This window comes from Actinoalloteichus caeruleus (genome assembly GCF_049311605.1).
Taxonomy (GTDB): domain Bacteria; phylum Actinomycetota; class Actinomycetes; order Mycobacteriales; family Pseudonocardiaceae; genus Actinoalloteichus_B; species Actinoalloteichus_B caeruleus.
Genome location: NZ_CP186005.1, coordinates 2,736,617 through 2,752,938 on the forward strand (window position 1 = coordinate 2,736,617; position 16,322 = coordinate 2,752,938).

Below are 16,322 nucleotides of genomic sequence, written 5' to 3' on the forward strand. Positions count from 1 at the left end.
GCCGGGTCAGAAGGACAGACTCGGGCCGTACCAGAACGACGGACACGACACCGAGGACGTGCGGACCCACGAACCACCCGAACGGCGACCGGCACGCCACACCGGGCGGTCCACCGCGTCCTCGTCGAGGAGTGGAGCTGTATGCACCGACCACGGAGTGCCGCCCGAGGCGTGACCCTGACCGCCGTCCTCGGCCTCGCCACGGCCGTCGCCGGGGTACCCGCCCTGGCCGGCGAACACGGGGAGGAGACCGCCGCCCAGGTGCGGTGGGGGGAGTGCCCCGACGACGTCCCCGCCGCCCCGACCCCGTTGGACTGCGCCACCGTCCCGGTGCCCCTGGACCACGACGACCCCGACGGCGAGCACATCGACATCACGATCTCCCGGCTCGCCAGCGAGAACCCCGACCGGCGGCGCGGGGTACTGCTGCTGAACCCGGGTGGCCCCGGCGGAACCGGGCTGACCCAACCCCAGCTCCTGGTCTCCCAGGGCATTCCGGCCAGCGTCCTCGACAGCTACGACCTCATCGGGATGGACACCAGGGGCGTCGGCCACTCGGCCCCGGTGAGCTGCGGTTTCACCGACGACGACCAGTACCACGGTGCCATCCCGCCCTACGCGGTCGACGACGCGGCGGTCGCCGAGCAGGCGAGGATCGCCGAGAGCGTCGCCGAGAAGTGCGCCGCGAACGACGACGAGGGACGACTCCGCCACCTCACGACGGCGAACAAGGCCCGCGACCTGGACCGCATCCGGGCCGCGCTCGGCGAGGACAAGGCCAGCTTCCTCGGGTACTCCTACGGAACGGCCCTGGGCGCCGCTTACGCCTCGATGTTCCCCGAACGCTCCGACCGGATCGTGCTCGACAGCAACATCGGCGACACGCACCTGGACCACGACGGGATGCGCCGCTACGGCAGCGGCATGGAGGAGACCTTCCCCGACTTCGCCGCCTGGGCAGCAGCACGGCACGACAGCTACGGCCTGGGCCGCACGCCCGAGGAGGTGCGCGCCACCTACCTCACCCTCGCCGAACGGCTCGACGAAACCCCCGTCGGCGAAGTCGACGGCCACCTCTTCCGCTTGTCCACCTTCGCGACGCTCTACCACGAGCAGTCCTACGGCCAGGCCGCGCAGACCTGGCAGTCACTGCTCTCCCGGACCGAGGCGGGCCCCGAGGACGACCGGCCGGCGCCCACTGGGACGCCCGCACCGCACGACAACTCCTGGTCGGTCTTCCTCGCCGTGACCTGCAACGACGTCGAATGGCCCGAGGACCTGCGGACCTACCGGCGGGCCGTCGCCGAGGACCGCGTGGAGTACCCGCTCTTCGGTGCGGCCACGGCGAACGTCATGCCCTGCGCCTACTGGCGGGAGCCGGCCGGGCCTCCGGTGGAGATCAACGACGACGGGCCGACCAACGTGCTGGTCGTGCAGAACCAGCGTGACCCGGTCACCCCCCTGCGGGGCGGTGAACTGCTCAACGAGGAGTTCGGCGAGCGATCCCGGCTGCTGAGCGTCGACGGGAGCGGGCACGGCGTGTACGTCCTCGGCGGCAACCCCTGCGCGTTGAACGTCACCACCCGCTTCCTGGTCGACGGCACGATGCCCGAACGGGACCTGACCTGCGAGGCCCCGGCCGCTGGGTGAGGACCGAATGCCGGGCGAGGCGGTGTCCCCCGGCCGGGGTGGGTGGCCACGACCGCTCACCCCGGCCCGGTGCCGCCCGCCGCCCCGCCGCCCCACCGCCCCGCCGTGGCCGCATCGACCAGCTGGAGCCCTTCGGGCTCACTGAGGACGTCCGCGTGCGGCCTCGCCCGTCCTGAACGCGAGACGGTGCGGGCCATCGGTGGACCGGGGCCGGCGACGCTGTCCCGGCCGGGGTCCAGTGGCGCCGACCTGGTGCTCGACCTGGCCCTGGAAGGCGAAGGCATGACTTCGACGAGGTCACCGGTGCTGGCTCCACACGCTGCCGTGATCCAGCGGTCCCGCGTCGACCGGTCGAGCGTGCCCCACCCGGTTCCGCCGCCGGCCGAGCGATCACGTCCACCCGTGCGGTGACCAGAACCGGCGGCCGGCCACCCCACTCCCCGCCCCGGCGGCGCCCTCCACGATCGCGGGTTCGTCGGCCCCGGGGCGCAGGATGCGGGCGTGTCCGAACCCCTCACGCACCAGCACCACGCCCTCGACTACATCGAACTCGCGGTCACCGACCTCGAGCGGGCCAAACGCTTCTACAGCGAGGCGTTCGGCTGGCGGTTCAACGACCACGGCCCCGGGTACGCAGGCATCCGGAGCCCACGGGGCGACGCGGAAGTAGGCGGACTCCGAACAACCGACGAGGTGCGAACGGGTGGCCCGCTCGTGCTGCTCTACTCCGCCGACCTCGACAGGTCCGTGGAGGCGGTGAGGAACGCCGGCGGCCACGTGGTGAACGGACCGTACGAGTTCCCCGGTGGACGTCGGTTCCACTTCACCGACCCGAGCGGGAACGAACTGGGCGTCTGGGCGGAGGCGTAGGGCGCGGGGCGGCTGGGGGGCCGCTCGGCGCTCGCGTCGCGGGACGAGCGGCGGGGGCGGCGGCCACCTGGTCGGGACCGCCGCCGAGGACGCGCACCGGCGCTGTTGAGCGGGCTCGACCCGCCCCGGCCGCGGCGCCCGACCCCAGTTCGCCGTTCCTCGTCGACCTGGTCGGTCACGAGTCCCGCTGACCCCGTGGTGCGGGTCGCCCGGCGAGGTGGCGACCGCGAGCGACCCCGCCGCCAGCGCCCTGGTCGGCGACGGCGTCCCTCGCCGCCCCGGCACCGAGGTCCACCGTCCCCGCGTCCCGGTCGCGACGCCGGCCCCGGCCAGTGACCTTCCTGGCCGCGTGTGCTGCCGACTCCTGGCGCCACCGGCATCGCCGTGTCGCTCCGCCGAGTCCGCGCCGGCGATACGGGCGGCCTCGGCGGCTGACCGCGGATCTCCCCGCACGTCGCGAGCCGCCCGGCAGGGGGCCGAGCTCGTGCCAGACCTGACCGGCAGGTGAGGTCGCCGGCGGGGGAGTGGGCGGTGCGGTGGAGGCGGCGGTGCCGGTCACGGCGCCCGGCTGGACGAAGCCCCGCGGTTCACGATGACCCCGCCCCCGCTCCTCCTCCGGCGGCGTCGAGCAACAGACGCGCGGCCACCGCGGCGCCGTCGGTGCGGATCGTGGCCGCGACAGCGGCCGCCCTGGCGCGGGTCTCGGGAGCCAAGGCGGTCGCGAGCGCCGACGACAGCGACCCGACGGTCGGGGTCGGCCCGTCGTGTGCCGAGCCGATGCCCAGGTCGGCCACCCGGCCCGCCCAGTACGGCTGGTCCGCCAACTGGGGGACGACGACCTGGGGCACCCCAACCTGGGTGGCCGTGGTGGTGGTGCCCGCACCACCGTGGTGCACGACGGCGGCCACCCGGCGGAACAGCGCCTGGTGGTTGACCTCGCCGACGGCGATGTGGTCGTCCCCACCGCCGATCAGGGACAGATCCGCCCAGCCCCGACCGAGGACGATGCGGCGGCCCTGCGCGCGGACCGCCTCGACGGCCACCTGGGCCACGTCGGTCGAGGCGTGCATGGGCATGCTGCCGAAGCCCACGTGGACCGGCGGCTCGCCGGCGTCCAGGAACGCCACCAACTCGGCCGGGAGCGGGCGCTCGTCCGGCAGCACCCACGCCCCGGTCTGGACCACGTCGAGTCCCGGGGTCTCCTGCCACGGATCCAGGACCGGGTCCGTCGCCAGCCACGGCCGGACGCCGACGACGTAGTCGCGGACGCCGTCCACCCGAGGCAGGCCGGCCGCCACCCGGTTCGTGTTCAGCGCCTCGCCGAACAGCGCGTCGATGTTGCGGGCGTCCAGGTCCCAGAGCACCCGGTTGTCCGTCACGTCCGGTGGGAACGGCCGGCCCGGGTACGCCAGCGGCCGCCGGTGCGGCGCTGGCAGGGTCAGCTGCTGGAAGGTCACGGACACGGAGGGGATGCCCAGCAGCTCGGCCACCGACAGCGCACCGGCAGCGGCCGGCATCATCCCCGTCGCCACCAGCACGTCGCATCCCTCGGCCGCCGAGGCGACCGCCTCGAACTGCCCGGCGATCACCTCGGCCGCCCGTCGGGGCAGGGCCTCCGCCGGAGGGGCCGCCTTCGTCCACACCCGGGCCGACTCGCTGACGCCCACCACCGGCACGCCCACATCGCCCAACCGCCGGGCGAAGTCCTCGTCCGGCGGTGCGCACACCCGCACCTCCGCTCCCGCTTCCCGCAGCCGCACCGCGAGCCCCACCAGCGGTTCGACATCCCCACGCGACCCGTAGGTCGACAACAGCACCCGCATTCCACGCCACCCGTTTCCGTAGGTTCTGGCTTCGGCCGGCGATTCTGCGGCACGACCGGGGTCTTGCCGCAAGACCACCAGTGCGCTATATGTTGAACATGGCCGAGAGCGGGTGACCGCCTCGCCATTCCTCCGCCCGGACGGCCGCCGAGGGACGACAAGCGCGCGGCACCGAGTTCGGGGACGAATTGACCGTGGACTCGGGGGCATCTCCGGCCAGCCCCTGCTCGCGGTTGAGCAAAGGCCCCTCGTCCTGCCTCGCCCGCGCTTTTCGCGTCGAGATGAGTACTCGTGCCCAGTACTCGTACCCAGCGTCATTCGAATGGGGAAACGTCCTCCCGCTATCGCGGCGATGCCCCGCGCCCCGTCCGGCACCGTCCCTGTCGTGCGTCCGGGTGACCGCAGGCGGGCGTTCGGCGTCGCACGTGGGCGTGCTCGAACACGCGGTTGTCGATGACGACGTCCGCCACCCGTATGGGATCGGCCTCGGCGATGTGGACCCGTTCGGCGCCCAGGTAGCGGTCGAGGTGCAGGGCCTCGGCGTCGGAATCCGTCCAGTCCTGGTCCCGTCCGGTCCCTCGCTGGATGGACAGGTCAGCACCGATGTCCAGCCAGCCGCGGAAGTCCCAGCGGTCGTTGATCTCGGCGCGGAACGCGAAACACGCCGTCGACGATGAGCACGGCGTCCGGCGCCGCGCGGGCGGTCACCGACGAGTGGTCCACCTGGGCCAGCGGGTCGATGCCGCAGAGCACGCACATTCCCGAGCCCTGGGGAGCGGCCGGATCGAGCAGGAGGTCGGTCACGGCGTCCTAGTCGTACGCGTTGCGGTAGTAGCCTTCGCCGGACTCACGATCGTCGAGGTGCCGGTCCCGCCAGGGCTTCTTGTCGTCGTCGAGGCTCCCGCGGAGAACCGGTCGGCGACGGTGAGCGATGTGCTCGGCGAGTTCATGGCCGAAGCTGGTCCTCCCCGCCGCGGTGCGGCCGTCAACAGCCACGCGGAGGCGATGGGGGCCCAGCGCCAGGACCTGGTCCGCGATCGTGGCGATGAGCGCGGTGCGAGCAGGCGAACAGGGAGGCGGTGTCGGCTGCGTCCACGTCGAAACGGACCGGTGCACTCGCGCGCGGTTGGCTCCCATGACCCGATCCCCGCACTTCCGTCCACCGGCGACAACCCCGGCGGCACTGCTCGTCGTCGAAGGGCGACCGAAGAGCTGATCACCCTGGCGTGGTTCCTCGGACGGTACTCGGCCACCGGCCAGGCAGGGCGGGGCCGCGAGGCGCCGCCGGGTAGGTCGGGTGTGCGGGCGTTGCTCGTCCACGTCGGGCAATCCGCGTGTCCTGGGTGGTGGCGGGTGGCGTACGGACGAGTGCGCGGACCCTCCCCACCTGCCCCGCCACATCCGGTGTCGACGCCTGCCCGGTCGGCTGCCGCCGACAGTGGGCCCAGCACTACCCGAGGCCGGGGTGGACACCGGCCGCGTGGCGTGCGCGTCGACGGGACGGCATACGGGACGAGCGCGGTACCCGCCTGGCTGACCGCGACTGACGTGCCCGTCCTCGACCGGCTACCGGTGGCCCGGGACGCCCGCCGAGGCGCGCGGTCGGACCGTGAGCGCGCGGTGCACCCCGACGTCGCCGTCCGGGTCGCCGCTGGGAGTCCCCCGTGTGCCAGGCCCCCGGGTGGGTCGCCTGGTTCCGGTCCACGACGGGCGGGATCGGTGCGGGGCGGTCCCCTATCCGCCCGAGCCGGGCCCAGGACCCGACTCGGTGAGACCGATCAGGTCCCTCTCCAGTTCGCGGACGTCGTCGCCGTCGAGCGCCGAACCCCACAGGGGGCCGGTGCTCACCCCGTCGCACGCGGCGATGACGAGGGTGATCGTCCGGTCGGGCAGGCCGTCCTCGCGGAGCCGTGCCCGCCAGCGGCGTCCGTCCTGGTCGGCGAGCTCCTGGAGGTCATCATCGCTGATCAGGTGCGCGGCTATCGCGATGTTGTCCCGCATGGCGACCGGGTCCTCGACATCGGCGAAGCAGGCCCGGATGTAGGCGCGGGTCAGACGTCCTGGACGGGTGTCCGAGGGGTCGATCCTGCTGGTGACCAGCGCCTCGAAACTCCGGGCGATGGACTCGCCCAGGGCGACGAGCAGCGCCTGCTTGCTGCGGAAGTGATACACCAACCCGCCCTTGGACACCCCCGCCTCTGCCGCGATGTCATCGAGGCTCGCGGCCAACCCGTCGCGGCGGATGACCTGGGCGGCCGCACGGAGGATCAGGCGTTTGGTGTCCTCGGCGGTGCGCCCTTCGGTGCGACCCATCGGTTCTCCTTCAGTGCTCGACCGGCGTGGTGGTCCGGGTGGCGGGGATCAACCGCCATGCAACCACGGCGGCGAGGGCGAGGATCCCAGCGGCGATGACCGTGGTGACCTGCATGCCCGACACGAAAGCGCTCTGGGCCAGGCCGAGAGCCGGCGAGCCGGGCTCCAACGCGGCCACCGCGCCGGCGAGGGAGTCCTCGACCTGTGCCCGGACCAGCTCGGGCAACGCCACCTGCGAGAGGTCGAGGCTGGAGCGGTAGAGCGCGGTGACGATCGAACCGAGGACGGCGATCCCGAGCGCGACGCCGAGCTCGTACGCCGTCTCGGAGATGGAGGCCGCCGCGCCGGCCTTCGTCGGCTTCACGGCGGACACGACCGCGTCGACGCTGAGGGTCTCGGCCAGGCCGATCCCCAGCCCGATCGGGACGAGCGCCAGGGCGATCCAGCCGAAGCCGTCGGCCGTCTCGGCCAGGGCCAGCAGGAGGAGCCCGGCGGCCGCGACGACCAGCGCCACCGAGATCGCCCGTCCTCGACCGAGGAGCCGCAACGCGCGGCCGACCAGGACGACCACGATCATGGCGGCCACCGCGACGGGCAGCTGTGCCACGCCGGCCTGGAGTGGGCTCATCCCGCGTCCGAGTTGCAGGTACTGCGCGAAGAAGAACAGCAGCCCGCTGAGGGCGAAGATGGTGATGAAGTTGACCAGGACCGCGCCGCTGAACTCGGGAACGCGGAAGAGGTCGACATCGATCATCGGTGAGGCGGTGGACCGCTGACGCCGGACGAACAGGACCGCTCCGACGACGCTCAGCAGGAGCGCGGCACCGACCACGAGGTCGACGTCCCCGCCCACGGCCTTCTTGATGACGTACACGAACGGCACGATCGCCACCATCGACAGGAAGCTCGAGAGCAGGTCGAACCGGGCGGGGTTCGGGTTGCGGGACTCGGGGAGCAGCGCGAGACCGGCCACCACCAGCGCGAGGGTGATCGGGATGTTGATGAGGAACACCGAGCCCCACCAGAAGTTCTGCAGCAGGGCGCCACCCACCAGGGGACCCAGGGCGATCCCGCTCGCCGCCGCCGCGGACCAGAGCGCGATCGCCCGCGTTCGTTCCACCTGGTCGGTGAAGATGTTGCGGATGAGCGACAGCGTCGAGGGCATGATGGTGGCGCCGGCGACACCGAGCAACAGGCGGGCGACGATCAGCATCTCCGGGCTGACGGCGAAGGCCGCCAGGGCGGAGGCCCCGCCGAACGCCGACGCGCCGATCAACAGGAGCCTCCGGCGTCCGATGCGGTCGGCGACGTTGCCCATCGTCACGAGGAGCCCGGCCAGCGCCAACGAGTAGATGTCACCGATCCACAGCACCTCGGTCGCGCTCGCGCCCAGGTCCTGGGTCAGTGACGGCACGGCCAGGTACAGCACGGTGCTGTCGATCGCCAGCAGCAGCACGGCTGCCACCAGTACTCCCAGGCTCGCCCAGCGTCGCGCGTCGCTCATCCCTGCCACGTCCGTCACCCCTCGGTGTTACTGTACTGACTAGTCGGTACAGTAACAGTCGATTGGCCCACCCGGCCGCTCACCACCAGGGAGGTCCGCCATGGCCGAGGTCACGTACCGGCCCTACCGGGAGTCCGACGCTCCTCGGGTCAAGGCCGTGATCAACGAGGCGTTCCACATCCACCGCTACGCGGGCACCCCACGACTCCTGCGCCACGCGCTCGAGATCTACCTGCGTCAGTGCCTCGTCGCGAGCACGTACACGCGGGTCGCGGTCCTCGACGGACGCGCGGTCGGCATCGTGATGGGACGGGTCGACGGCCACCCCCCGTTCGCGCGTCGGGCCCGCGACCGGCTTCGCCTGGCCGGGCACGCCGCGATGATCGCCCTGACGGGATTCGGGCACTACCGCTCCCTGGGCCAGTACTTCACCTTCGCCCGCACCTACGCGGGCCTGCGACGGGACGCTGGCGGGACCCTCGGCGACGAACTCACCCTCTTCGTCGTGGACTCCGCCACGCGGGGGACCGGCGTCGGCAAGCAGCTGCTGACCCACTTCACGGACCACCTGCGGGCCTCAGGCCGCGATGACTACCACCTCTTCACCGACTCGCTGTGCACCTACGAGTTCTACGAGCGGAGGGGTCTCCACCGCGCCCACGAGCGCACCATGCCGCTCGCCCTCGAGGGGCTCCCGAGCTCGGTGGGCGTCTTCATCTACACCGGCACCGCCAACGCTCCGGGTGCCGGACGGGACGCGAAACGCTGAGCCGCCCCTCCGGGCCGGCGAAACCGGCCGGGAGGTGGCGCGTGGCCGACGCCAGCGCGCCAGGTGGTGGTGGCCCGTCGGAGCGGGTGGTCCGACCGACGGCCCCGTGCCGGGCGCGGGGCCACACCCGCCGAATTCGCGCGCCACCGGCCTCGGGGGAGGGCTCGAAGCACCACGGTCGGGCTTCGCGCGGCGATTGGCGGTCCACAGAGTCGTGCGGGAAGGCGACGGGGGATCGACGAGAGCCGCCGCTCCATCAATCGGGCAGAGGCCCGCGCATGGGGGAGAACAAGGACAAGGGCAAGGACACCGACAGCAACGGATTCCTGGATCCGGGTAGCCGCGGGATTCACGGCCTCCGCCGCACTGCTGGCGAAGTGGCTCGGATCGGCCGGCATCGCTGCTGATGACGGGGTGTCGTGGCAGCGGGGCGTGTTGATGCTCGTCATCTCCTTCGGCCCTGTCCTGGTCCTCCCGGGTGTTGGTGAAGTGCTCGTGCGCGTTCCGCGTGCGGTGGTGATGCCGATACCACCCAATCGCGCTGAGGTAGCCGGTCCTCGGCCAACACACCTCCTGCGGGCTGGCGTGGTGTTCCTCGGTCGGGCGGACCGCTCGACCGGTTCCCGCCCGACGCACGGGCGCACGATGGCAGGATCGATCGCGAGGACGTGGTTCGGAGCGCCACGCGGGGACGCCGGGACAAGGCGGTCACGGAGACCACCCCGACGATCTCGTGTGACTCGTCGAACTCGTCCGCGAACGCGGGATGGAACAGCGGCCGTGCCGCGTTGCACCTGAGCGACGACAGGTAGGCCGAAGGGCTGGAGGTTACAGGTGGTGCTCGATCCACGGGAGCTGTACGAGGTGGACTCCGACGTCCCCGACCTGAACGGTGCGGTCCTCCTGCATCACCTCGAGGGGTTCATGGACGCCGGTTCGGCGGGCAGGTTGCTGGCCGAGCACCTCGCCGAGAGCGGTGGGGGACGCATCGTCGCCCGGTTCGACGTCGACGGGCTGATCGACTACCGGTCCCGACGGCCAACGATGACCTACGCCGTCGACCACTGGGCGGCCTACGACAAGCCCGAGCTGGTCGTCCGGCAGCTCTTCGACGAGGAGGGCACGCCGTTCCTGCTGCTGACCGGGCCCGAGCCCGACCGGCACTGGGAACTGTTCATCGCGGCCGTGCGCGATCTGATGGACCGGTGGGGTGTCCGGCTCGCCGTCGGCTTCCACGGCATCCCGATGGGCGTGCCGCACACCCGACCGCTCGGGGTGGTGTCGCACGCCACGCGAACCGAGCTGCTGGACACGGTCGCCGGGCTCGGTCACCCGGCGTTCAGGGACCGGTTCCAGGTACCCGGCAGCGTGGCGGCCCTGCTCGAGTTGCGGCTGGGTGAGGCGGGCTTGGACGCCATGGGCTTCGCGGCGCAGGTGCCGCACTACCTCGCGCAGTCCAGCTACCCCACGGCCGCCGTGACCCTGTTGGAGTCGGTGAGCCGAGCCACGGGGCTGGCACTGCCCTCCGGGGGACTGCCGGCCGCGGCCGAGCGGGTGAACATTGAGATCGACCGGCAGGTGGTGGAGTCCGCCGAGGTGTCGGACGTGGTGCGCGCGCTGGAGCGCCAGTACGACTCCTCCTCCCCGGCACCGGGCACGCGAGGTCTCCTGGTCGAGGAGGGCGAGGCGCTGCCCACCGCCGAGGAGATCGGCTCCGAGTTCGAGCGCTTCCTCGCCGAGCAGGGACCTACGGGGCTGCCCGAACAGTGAGCCGCATGACCGCACGCGGGCAGCGGGCGGGCCGCACCGGGCGGGCTCTCCTGAGGGCGGCCCCGGAGCGTGCGGCCCACCGCGGGTCACCGCCGGTCGCTCGATGCCGCGGGGACCGAGTGGTCGAGCCGCGGGCCGTCGAGCGAGAGCAAGGCGACGAGTTCGCCTCGACTACGCGCGCCGACCTTGGAGAAGATCGACTTCAGGTGGTCCTGCACCGTGACCGGTGCCACTGACAGTTCCTTGGCGATCTCCCTGGTGCTGCCGCCCCGCAGCACCTGCGCGGTCACCAGCTGCTCACGGCGGGTCAGGCCGTGGGAGCTCAGCACCAGGGGCATGATCTCGGCGGCCGTCGGCGTCGAGGCCGTCACCACGACCTGCCCGGCGGCGATGCCGTGGAGCACCGAGCCGCGCAGGACGATCCACTGCCCGGCTGGTGTCTGCAGCCGCATCACCGCCGGAATACCCGTCGGGTCCGCCTCGGCGTGTCGGGCCATCCGGGAGAGGACCAGGAACACGGCGGGCACGGCCAGCACGTCGAACACCGAGTCCGCGAGCTCGAGCAGCAGGGCCTGCCCCGGCTGGTCCGCCGCGACCAGTTCGTCGCTCGAGCCGAGGACGATCACGGCGGGAACCGGAGCGGCCACCGCGAGCGTGGTCGGTGGGCGGTAGGTGCGGCGGAGCGCGGCGCTGATCAGCCGGTTCGCCTGACCGGCGAAGCGGAGTTCCTCCTCGGAGTACGGGCCGCTGCCCTTCTCCCGCATGAGGGCCGCGAAGCCCCAGGTGCCCTCACCGAGATCGAACCGCAGCCGCAGTTCGTCGCCGAACCCGTGCGTGGACAGGTGTTCGCGCATGCGGATGCTGCGTTCCGGGTGGCCCTCGGTGACCTGGCTGAGGGCCGCTACCCGGTCGCCCCGTGCGTGCATCTGCGCCATCGTGGCGACATCGCCGCCGGCGAACTCCAGGTCCATCGCTGGCCCCATGCCCCGTGGGTCGAGGGTGGTGCTGACCATCGAGGTCGGTAAGCCGGTCAGCGGATCGGTGTGGTGCCAGCAGACGGCCTCGAAGCCCATCAACGACGGGAGCAGGCCGTCCAACTCGGCGAAGAGCTCCCTGGCGGTCACGCCCGCCCTCGCCAGGTCGCGGAGATCCCCCAGAACCTGTCGCTCGCGCTGCCGCCGGTTCGCCACGGGTGTCCGTTCTCGTGAGTCGTTCCGGCGACGGTGGTCGCCGCGATCAACAGGACGATACTGCGAGCAACTGGTTGGTGGCCGACGGTGTTCCCAGATTTCTGGGATACCGCTCGGCACGGGGTCGAACCATCATGAGTTGGGACACGAGATCCACTCCGGACCCGAAGGCAACGGAGACGATCACCCTGCCGGGGCAGCCGGAGGGGGTTTCCTGTCGCGGTCGCGACGCGACAGCGGATCGTCTCCGGTCGCCCCAGGGGACGGGGACGGGGACGTGACCGGACCCGGCCGGCCTGGGGGGCGGCCGGGCCCGATCACCGTGACCGGCGGCCCGCGCCGGTCACGGATCCCGTCCTCGACGAGTCCGAGGTGGACCCAGGAGTTCGGTGCCTCGCCCTGGAAGTCCCGCGGATTCGAGGGACCGTTCCACCTCACGAATTCAGCAACGGGCTCGCGTGCGCGGCCTGGTGTGGGACGAGGCAGCCGAAGGGGAGTTCGACATGGCGTCGCAGACCTGTTCGAAGTGCGGCAGGACCTATGACTACGGCGGCGAGTGCCTCTACTGCTGGGGGCTCGAGGCCGGAACGGCCGTCAACGCGGGAAGGGAACCCCGCAAGCCCAACGCCTCGGCCCCGAACTCGGGCTGCGCCGTGGTGGGTGTGCTCGTACTGTCCGGTCTCATCACGCTCATGCTGCTGCTGGACAACATCATCGCCTGAGCTGGACGGCGCTGCGCGTGGACGGATGACCGACCGGTGGCGGCACAGGATCGGTGGTGCTCCCACCCGGAGCCGTTCCCGTGCCAGGGGACCGGGCTCCCCTGATCGACGAGCACGGATCGAAGGGTTGCTGAGCCGACCGTGTCCACCGTTCCGGGAGCGCGGGCAGTGGTGGACCCCTACGAGCCCCCCGCGCCGGGGAAGTCCTCCTCGTCGTCGATGAGTTGGAAGCACGCGACCGGCACCCAGGCTCCGGCGCGACGGTGCCGCCGTCCTGTCGGGCCGGTATCCCCGCCAGGTCGGCTCAGACGGGGAACGTGACCTTGGTGAGCTGCTCGGACAGGGTCCACAGGCGCTGTTGAACGGCCCTGTCATGGGACTTCTCGCTGGAGGCGACCACGCGGGGGTATCCCCGAACCCCTCCCATCCCGGTGGGGCCGTAGTACTGACCGCCGGTGACCGCGGGGTCGGTCGCGGCCCGCAGCGTGGGCAGCGCGCCCATGGCCGCTGTCTGGGTGAACAAGGGGACGAGGAGGCCCGCGGTCGCACGGAGCGGGCCGGGCAGGTTCCGCATCAGTTCGGTGGCGGCACCCCCGGGGTGGGCCGCGGCGGCGATGGTGGTGCCGGTGCCGGTGCCGGTGCCGTGCGAGGCGAGGCGGCGCTGCAGCTCGTAGGTGAACATCAGGTTCGCGAGCTTGGCCTGCCCGTAGGCGGCGACACGGTTGTAGGTGCGGTCCCACTGCGGGTCGTCGAAGTGGATGTCGGCCCGGATGCGGTGGCCCAGGCTGCTGACGGTCACCACCCGGGAGTCGGGTAAGGGCAGCATCGCCTCCAGCAGGAGCCCGGTGAGCGCGAAGTGCCCGAGGTGGTTGACGCCGAACTGCAGGTCGAAGCCGTCCTGCGTCTTCTGCCGAGGCGTGTACATCACACCGGCGTTGTTGATGAGCAGGTCGATCCTCGGGTGGGCGTCACGCAGCTCGGCAGCCGCGGCGCGCACCGATTCCAGGGAGGCCAGGTCCAGGCGCTGGAGGCCGAGTTGGGCGCCGGGCACCTGGTCGGTGATGGCGGCCATCGCCTGCCGGCCCTTGTCGAGGTCGCGTACCGCGAGGACGACACACGCCCCGTGTGCGGCGAGGACCCGCGCCGTTTCCCAACCGAGGCCGCTGTTCGCACCGGTGACGACGGCCACCCGGCCGTCCTGGTCCGGGACGTCGTCCTCGGTCCAGCGGGTGGCGGCGGTCGTGCTCGTCATGATCGTCCCCTGTCGGTAAGATGAATGCCGATTCACCTCTATGGTGAATCATAATTCACCTTGACGCAAACCCGTACCCGGAGCAGCCCATGTCCCCCCAACGGCCACTGCGAGCCGACGCCGCCCGCAACCGCGCCCGGATCATGGCCACAGCACACGAACAGATCACCGAGCACGGGGCCGGAGTGTCGATGGAGCGGATCGCCGCCGCCTCCGGCGTGGCGGTCGGCACCCTCTACAAGCACTTCCCGAACAAAACCGACCTGGTCAACGCCGTGATCGCGGCTTCATTCGCACCGGTCGCCGACGACGCAGAAGACTCCCTGCGGCGCGCCGGCCAGGGCGCGCCCGCCATGGAGGAGCTCACGGGGTTCCTCACACGCCTGATGGACACCGTCGCGCACAACCAGGCGGTCAAAGCGGCCGCCCACGCCCTCAACACCGACCACGCCGTCCATCCCGCCATGCGCGACCTGGAGGCACGCGTGACCAGCGCGCTCGGTCAACTCCTCCGCGCCGCACAGGCACAGGGCGAGCTGCGCACCGACTGCACCGTCGACGACCTCTACCTGGTGCTGTCCACGTTCCCCACCGACCAGGCCCCCGCCGCCCGTGTCCGCTGGCTCGCGCTCGTGCTCACCGGGCTCATCGCCCGCTGACCCGTCCCCACGACCACCGGAGGAGGAACGTGCTCCGGGCTCTCGGGCCGCCGGCGCTCTCCTCGGCAGCCACTGGCCGGGTTGGGTGCCGAGTCCGGTCGCCCGCTGCTTCGGTGTGCGTACCCTGTGCGTGATCCGCCTGGTGCCCGGCGAGCGTCGTGATCGTCCAGGCGCCAGAGCGACGGTAGGTCGAGGATCAACCCGTCCGTGCTCATCGTCGAGCGGGGCCGGCTCGCCGCCCGGAAAATGCCCTTGAACACGGGGGATCACCGTCGTGGCCGTTCTGGTCACGTCGACAGGCGCCATGGTGGGACAAGTGGTGATCAAGTGACGAGTGAACTGGCGAGCGGCATTGAATGAAGGCTGCGGAGAAATGGGCCTCATCCCGTGTGGAGTCGCAGGTCAACAAGTATCGGCCCCGCGTACGCGGGGATACTCCCGTGGCGTAGGTCAGCTTGAGGACCGCCAGGGCATCGGCCCCGCGTACGCGGGGATGCTCCCTACGACGAGTACGCGCTGTTCCTGAAGCGAGATGGGGGGCACCCTCGTGCTGCTCCTGGTACGGCACCCTGCTGGGGTTCCGGCAATACTGGGCGCGCGGTCGGTCGGCACGCCGGCTTGGCTCCTGCTGGGCCGCCACGATCACCCCGTTCGGGCGACACGGTTCGCTTCTGGGAACGCGACCACATTTCGCCCCGTCGGACCCGATCCTCCCCAAATCCTCCCACCGCGGGGGTTACTCGCGGGTAGGGGCCGAAGTGGATGATCGGTCGCTGATCGGCACCGGAACGCGAGAAGGCCCGCTGACCTGGTATGTTCCCAGTGTCAGCGGGCCTTCTCGTAACCGTCGGGACGACAGGATTTGAACCTGCGACCCCTTGACCCCCAGTCAAGTGCGCTACCAAGCTGCGCCACGTCCCGGTTACCGTCTCGGTGTGAACACAGACTACCCCACGCCTCCCACGCGGCCCGACCGGGGGGTGCGTATCGTCGTCAGGCCGTTCTGACCTGGGGTGATGTGGCACCAGGAAGAACGAGGTCCCCTTGTTCCCGGGCTACCGGTAGGGGGTCTCACCTGCCCTGGCCGTTCGTCCGGGCGGGAGCTGGCCCGGTGACGTCGATCCGCTCGGCGATATCGGCGGGCACCGTCAACGGGTGCTCCTCGGGCAACAGCGCACGCGCCCCGTCCTGATCGCCAGCCCGCACCAGGCGCCCCACCTCGCGGGCGAGTTCGGTGACGTCGGTGAGTTCCACGATCCACTCGTCGACGTAGCGGCGGCTGGCCTCCGGGCCGAGCCCGATCTGGATGGAGCGCTGGGGAAGGGGGTTCAGGTCCATGTCCCGGTCCGGGTCCCACTGCACCCGGACCGGGCTTTCCGCCAGCTGCCGTCGCCAGGCCTCCCTGTTCGGGTGCCGTCCCGCGCCGTGGCTGCTGGCGCACGACCGGCGAAGAGCCCACCACAGCCCTTCGAGGCTGATCCGCACGGCGAGCACCCGTTCCTGGCCTGGCTTCGTGGCCCAGCCGCAGCGGTACATCATCCAGCGGAACGAGGGCTTGATCCAGGTCATCCGCTCCTGCTTGAAGGGAGCGACGAAGGTGCCGGCCCGCAACGCCGGGTCGGCGATCGCGGCCGGGTAGGCCTGGTAGACCACGACGCTGCTCGCGTCGGCATTGGCTCGGACCTCGCGGAGGGACACGGGACGAGCATCGGGTGCGCCGGCCGCTGGGGCAACGGATTTCCCCGGGGTGGCCCCGGGAGCCCGGCCGGGGCGACGGGTGGTCACGGACGGGGAGGAGCA

Annotated in this window: 15 protein-coding genes and 1 tRNA gene; 8 read left to right on the forward strand and 8 right to left on the reverse strand. The window is 71.6% G+C overall.

Annotated features, from left to right (window positions below; all coding sequences use genetic code 11):
• Window positions 1-141: 141 nt before the first annotated feature.
• Window positions 142-1,650, forward strand: a complete 1,509-nt coding sequence (locus tag ACOJVX_RS11700) for an alpha/beta hydrolase (RefSeq protein WP_030107359.1) — start codon at window positions 142-144, stop codon at window positions 1,648-1,650.
• Between the two features lie 501 nt (window positions 1,651-2,151).
• Window positions 2,152-2,520, forward strand: a complete 369-nt coding sequence (locus ACOJVX_RS11705) for a VOC family protein (protein WP_422647522.1) — start codon at window positions 2,152-2,154, stop codon at window positions 2,518-2,520.
• A 587-nt stretch (window positions 2,521-3,107) separates the two neighbouring features.
• On the opposite strand, the gene ACOJVX_RS11710 is transcribed toward ACOJVX_RS11705, so the two are convergent.
• Window positions 3,108-4,343 (reverse strand): glycosyltransferase, encoded by a 1,236-nt coding sequence (locus ACOJVX_RS11710; RefSeq protein WP_418153580.1) that lies wholly within the window; start codon window positions 4,341-4,343, stop codon window positions 3,108-3,110.
• A 425-nt stretch (window positions 4,344-4,768) separates the two neighbouring features.
• Between ACOJVX_RS11710 and ACOJVX_RS11715 the strand changes: the two genes are divergently transcribed.
• Both ACOJVX_RS11715 and ACOJVX_RS11720 read left to right on the forward strand, forming a co-directional pair.
• Entirely contained in the window at window positions 4,769-5,020 is a 252-nt protein-coding gene (locus ACOJVX_RS11715; RefSeq protein ID WP_422647523.1) for a hypothetical protein, read from the forward strand.
• Window positions 5,017-5,157: a hypothetical protein gene (locus ACOJVX_RS11720; RefSeq protein ID WP_418153578.1), complete on the forward strand. Its 141-nt coding sequence runs from the start codon at window positions 5,017-5,019 to the stop codon at window positions 5,155-5,157. Before ACOJVX_RS11715 ends, ACOJVX_RS11720 begins: the two co-directional genes overlap by 4 nt.
• Here the strand turns inward: ACOJVX_RS11720 and ACOJVX_RS11725 are convergent.
• The 3 genes from ACOJVX_RS11725 to ACOJVX_RS11735 form a co-directional block, all read right to left on the reverse strand.
• Window positions 5,154-5,339, reverse strand: coding sequence for a hypothetical protein (locus ACOJVX_RS11725; RefSeq protein WP_418153577.1), 186 nt, complete (start codon window positions 5,337-5,339; stop codon window positions 5,154-5,156). The genes ACOJVX_RS11720 and ACOJVX_RS11725 overlap by 4 nt on opposite strands.
• A 738-nt stretch (window positions 5,340-6,077) precedes the next feature.
• Complete coding sequence (locus ACOJVX_RS11730; RefSeq protein WP_026420268.1) at window positions 6,078-6,656, reverse strand: TetR/AcrR family transcriptional regulator; 579 nt, start codon at window positions 6,654-6,656, stop codon at window positions 6,078-6,080.
• A 10-nt stretch (window positions 6,657-6,666) separates the two neighbouring features.
• On the reverse strand, window positions 6,667-8,160 hold the full coding sequence (locus ACOJVX_RS11735) for an MFS transporter (protein ID WP_035292895.1): 1,494 nt from the start codon (window positions 8,158-8,160) through the stop codon (window positions 6,667-6,669).
• 100 nt (window positions 8,161-8,260) lie between these two features.
• On the opposite strand from ACOJVX_RS11735, the gene ACOJVX_RS11740 reads away from it, so the two are divergent.
• The gene (locus ACOJVX_RS11740; RefSeq protein WP_418155239.1) at window positions 8,261-8,929 is read left to right on the forward strand and encodes a hypothetical protein; all 669 of its coding nucleotides are present in this window, start codon (window positions 8,261-8,263) and stop codon (window positions 8,927-8,929) included.
• 834 nt (window positions 8,930-9,763) lie between these two features.
• Window positions 9,764-10,699, forward strand: coding sequence for a proteasome assembly chaperone family protein (locus tag ACOJVX_RS11745; RefSeq protein WP_026420271.1), 936 nt, complete (start codon window positions 9,764-9,766; stop codon window positions 10,697-10,699).
• 86 nt (window positions 10,700-10,785) lie between these two features.
• Here the strand turns inward: ACOJVX_RS11745 and ACOJVX_RS11750 are convergent, their stop codons facing one another.
• Window positions 10,786-11,823, reverse strand: coding sequence for a helix-turn-helix transcriptional regulator (locus ACOJVX_RS11750; RefSeq protein ID WP_418155238.1), 1,038 nt, complete (start codon window positions 11,821-11,823; stop codon window positions 10,786-10,788).
• A 524-nt stretch (window positions 11,824-12,347) separates the two neighbouring features.
• Here ACOJVX_RS11750 and ACOJVX_RS11755 point away from each other — a divergent pair.
• Window positions 12,348-12,611, forward strand: a complete 264-nt coding sequence (locus tag ACOJVX_RS11755; RefSeq protein WP_418155237.1) for a hypothetical protein — start codon at window positions 12,348-12,350, stop codon at window positions 12,609-12,611.
• Window positions 12,612-12,915: 304 nt separating this feature from the next.
• Here ACOJVX_RS11755 and ACOJVX_RS11760 read toward each other — a convergent pair whose 3' ends face one another.
• On the reverse strand, window positions 12,916-13,863 hold the full coding sequence (locus ACOJVX_RS11760; protein WP_418155236.1) for an SDR family NAD(P)-dependent oxidoreductase: 948 nt from the start codon (window positions 13,861-13,863) through the stop codon (window positions 12,916-12,918).
• A gap of 89 nt (window positions 13,864-13,952) precedes the next feature.
• Between ACOJVX_RS11760 and ACOJVX_RS11765 the strand changes: the two genes are divergently transcribed.
• Window positions 13,953-14,522, forward strand: a complete 570-nt coding sequence (locus ACOJVX_RS11765; RefSeq protein ID WP_026420274.1) for a TetR/AcrR family transcriptional regulator — start codon at window positions 13,953-13,955, stop codon at window positions 14,520-14,522.
• 847 nt (window positions 14,523-15,369) lie between these two features.
• Here ACOJVX_RS11765 and ACOJVX_RS11770 read toward each other — a convergent pair.
• Window positions 15,370-15,443 (reverse strand) — tRNA-Pro (locus ACOJVX_RS11770).
• Window positions 15,444-15,593: 150 nt separating this feature from the next.
• Window positions 15,594-16,220 carry a DUF4291 domain-containing protein gene (locus ACOJVX_RS11775; RefSeq protein WP_051314300.1) on the reverse strand — a complete coding sequence of 209 codons (627 nt, stop codon included), beginning with the start codon at window positions 16,218-16,220 and terminating at the stop codon, window positions 15,594-15,596.
• Between the last annotated feature and the right edge of the window lie 102 nt (window positions 16,221-16,322).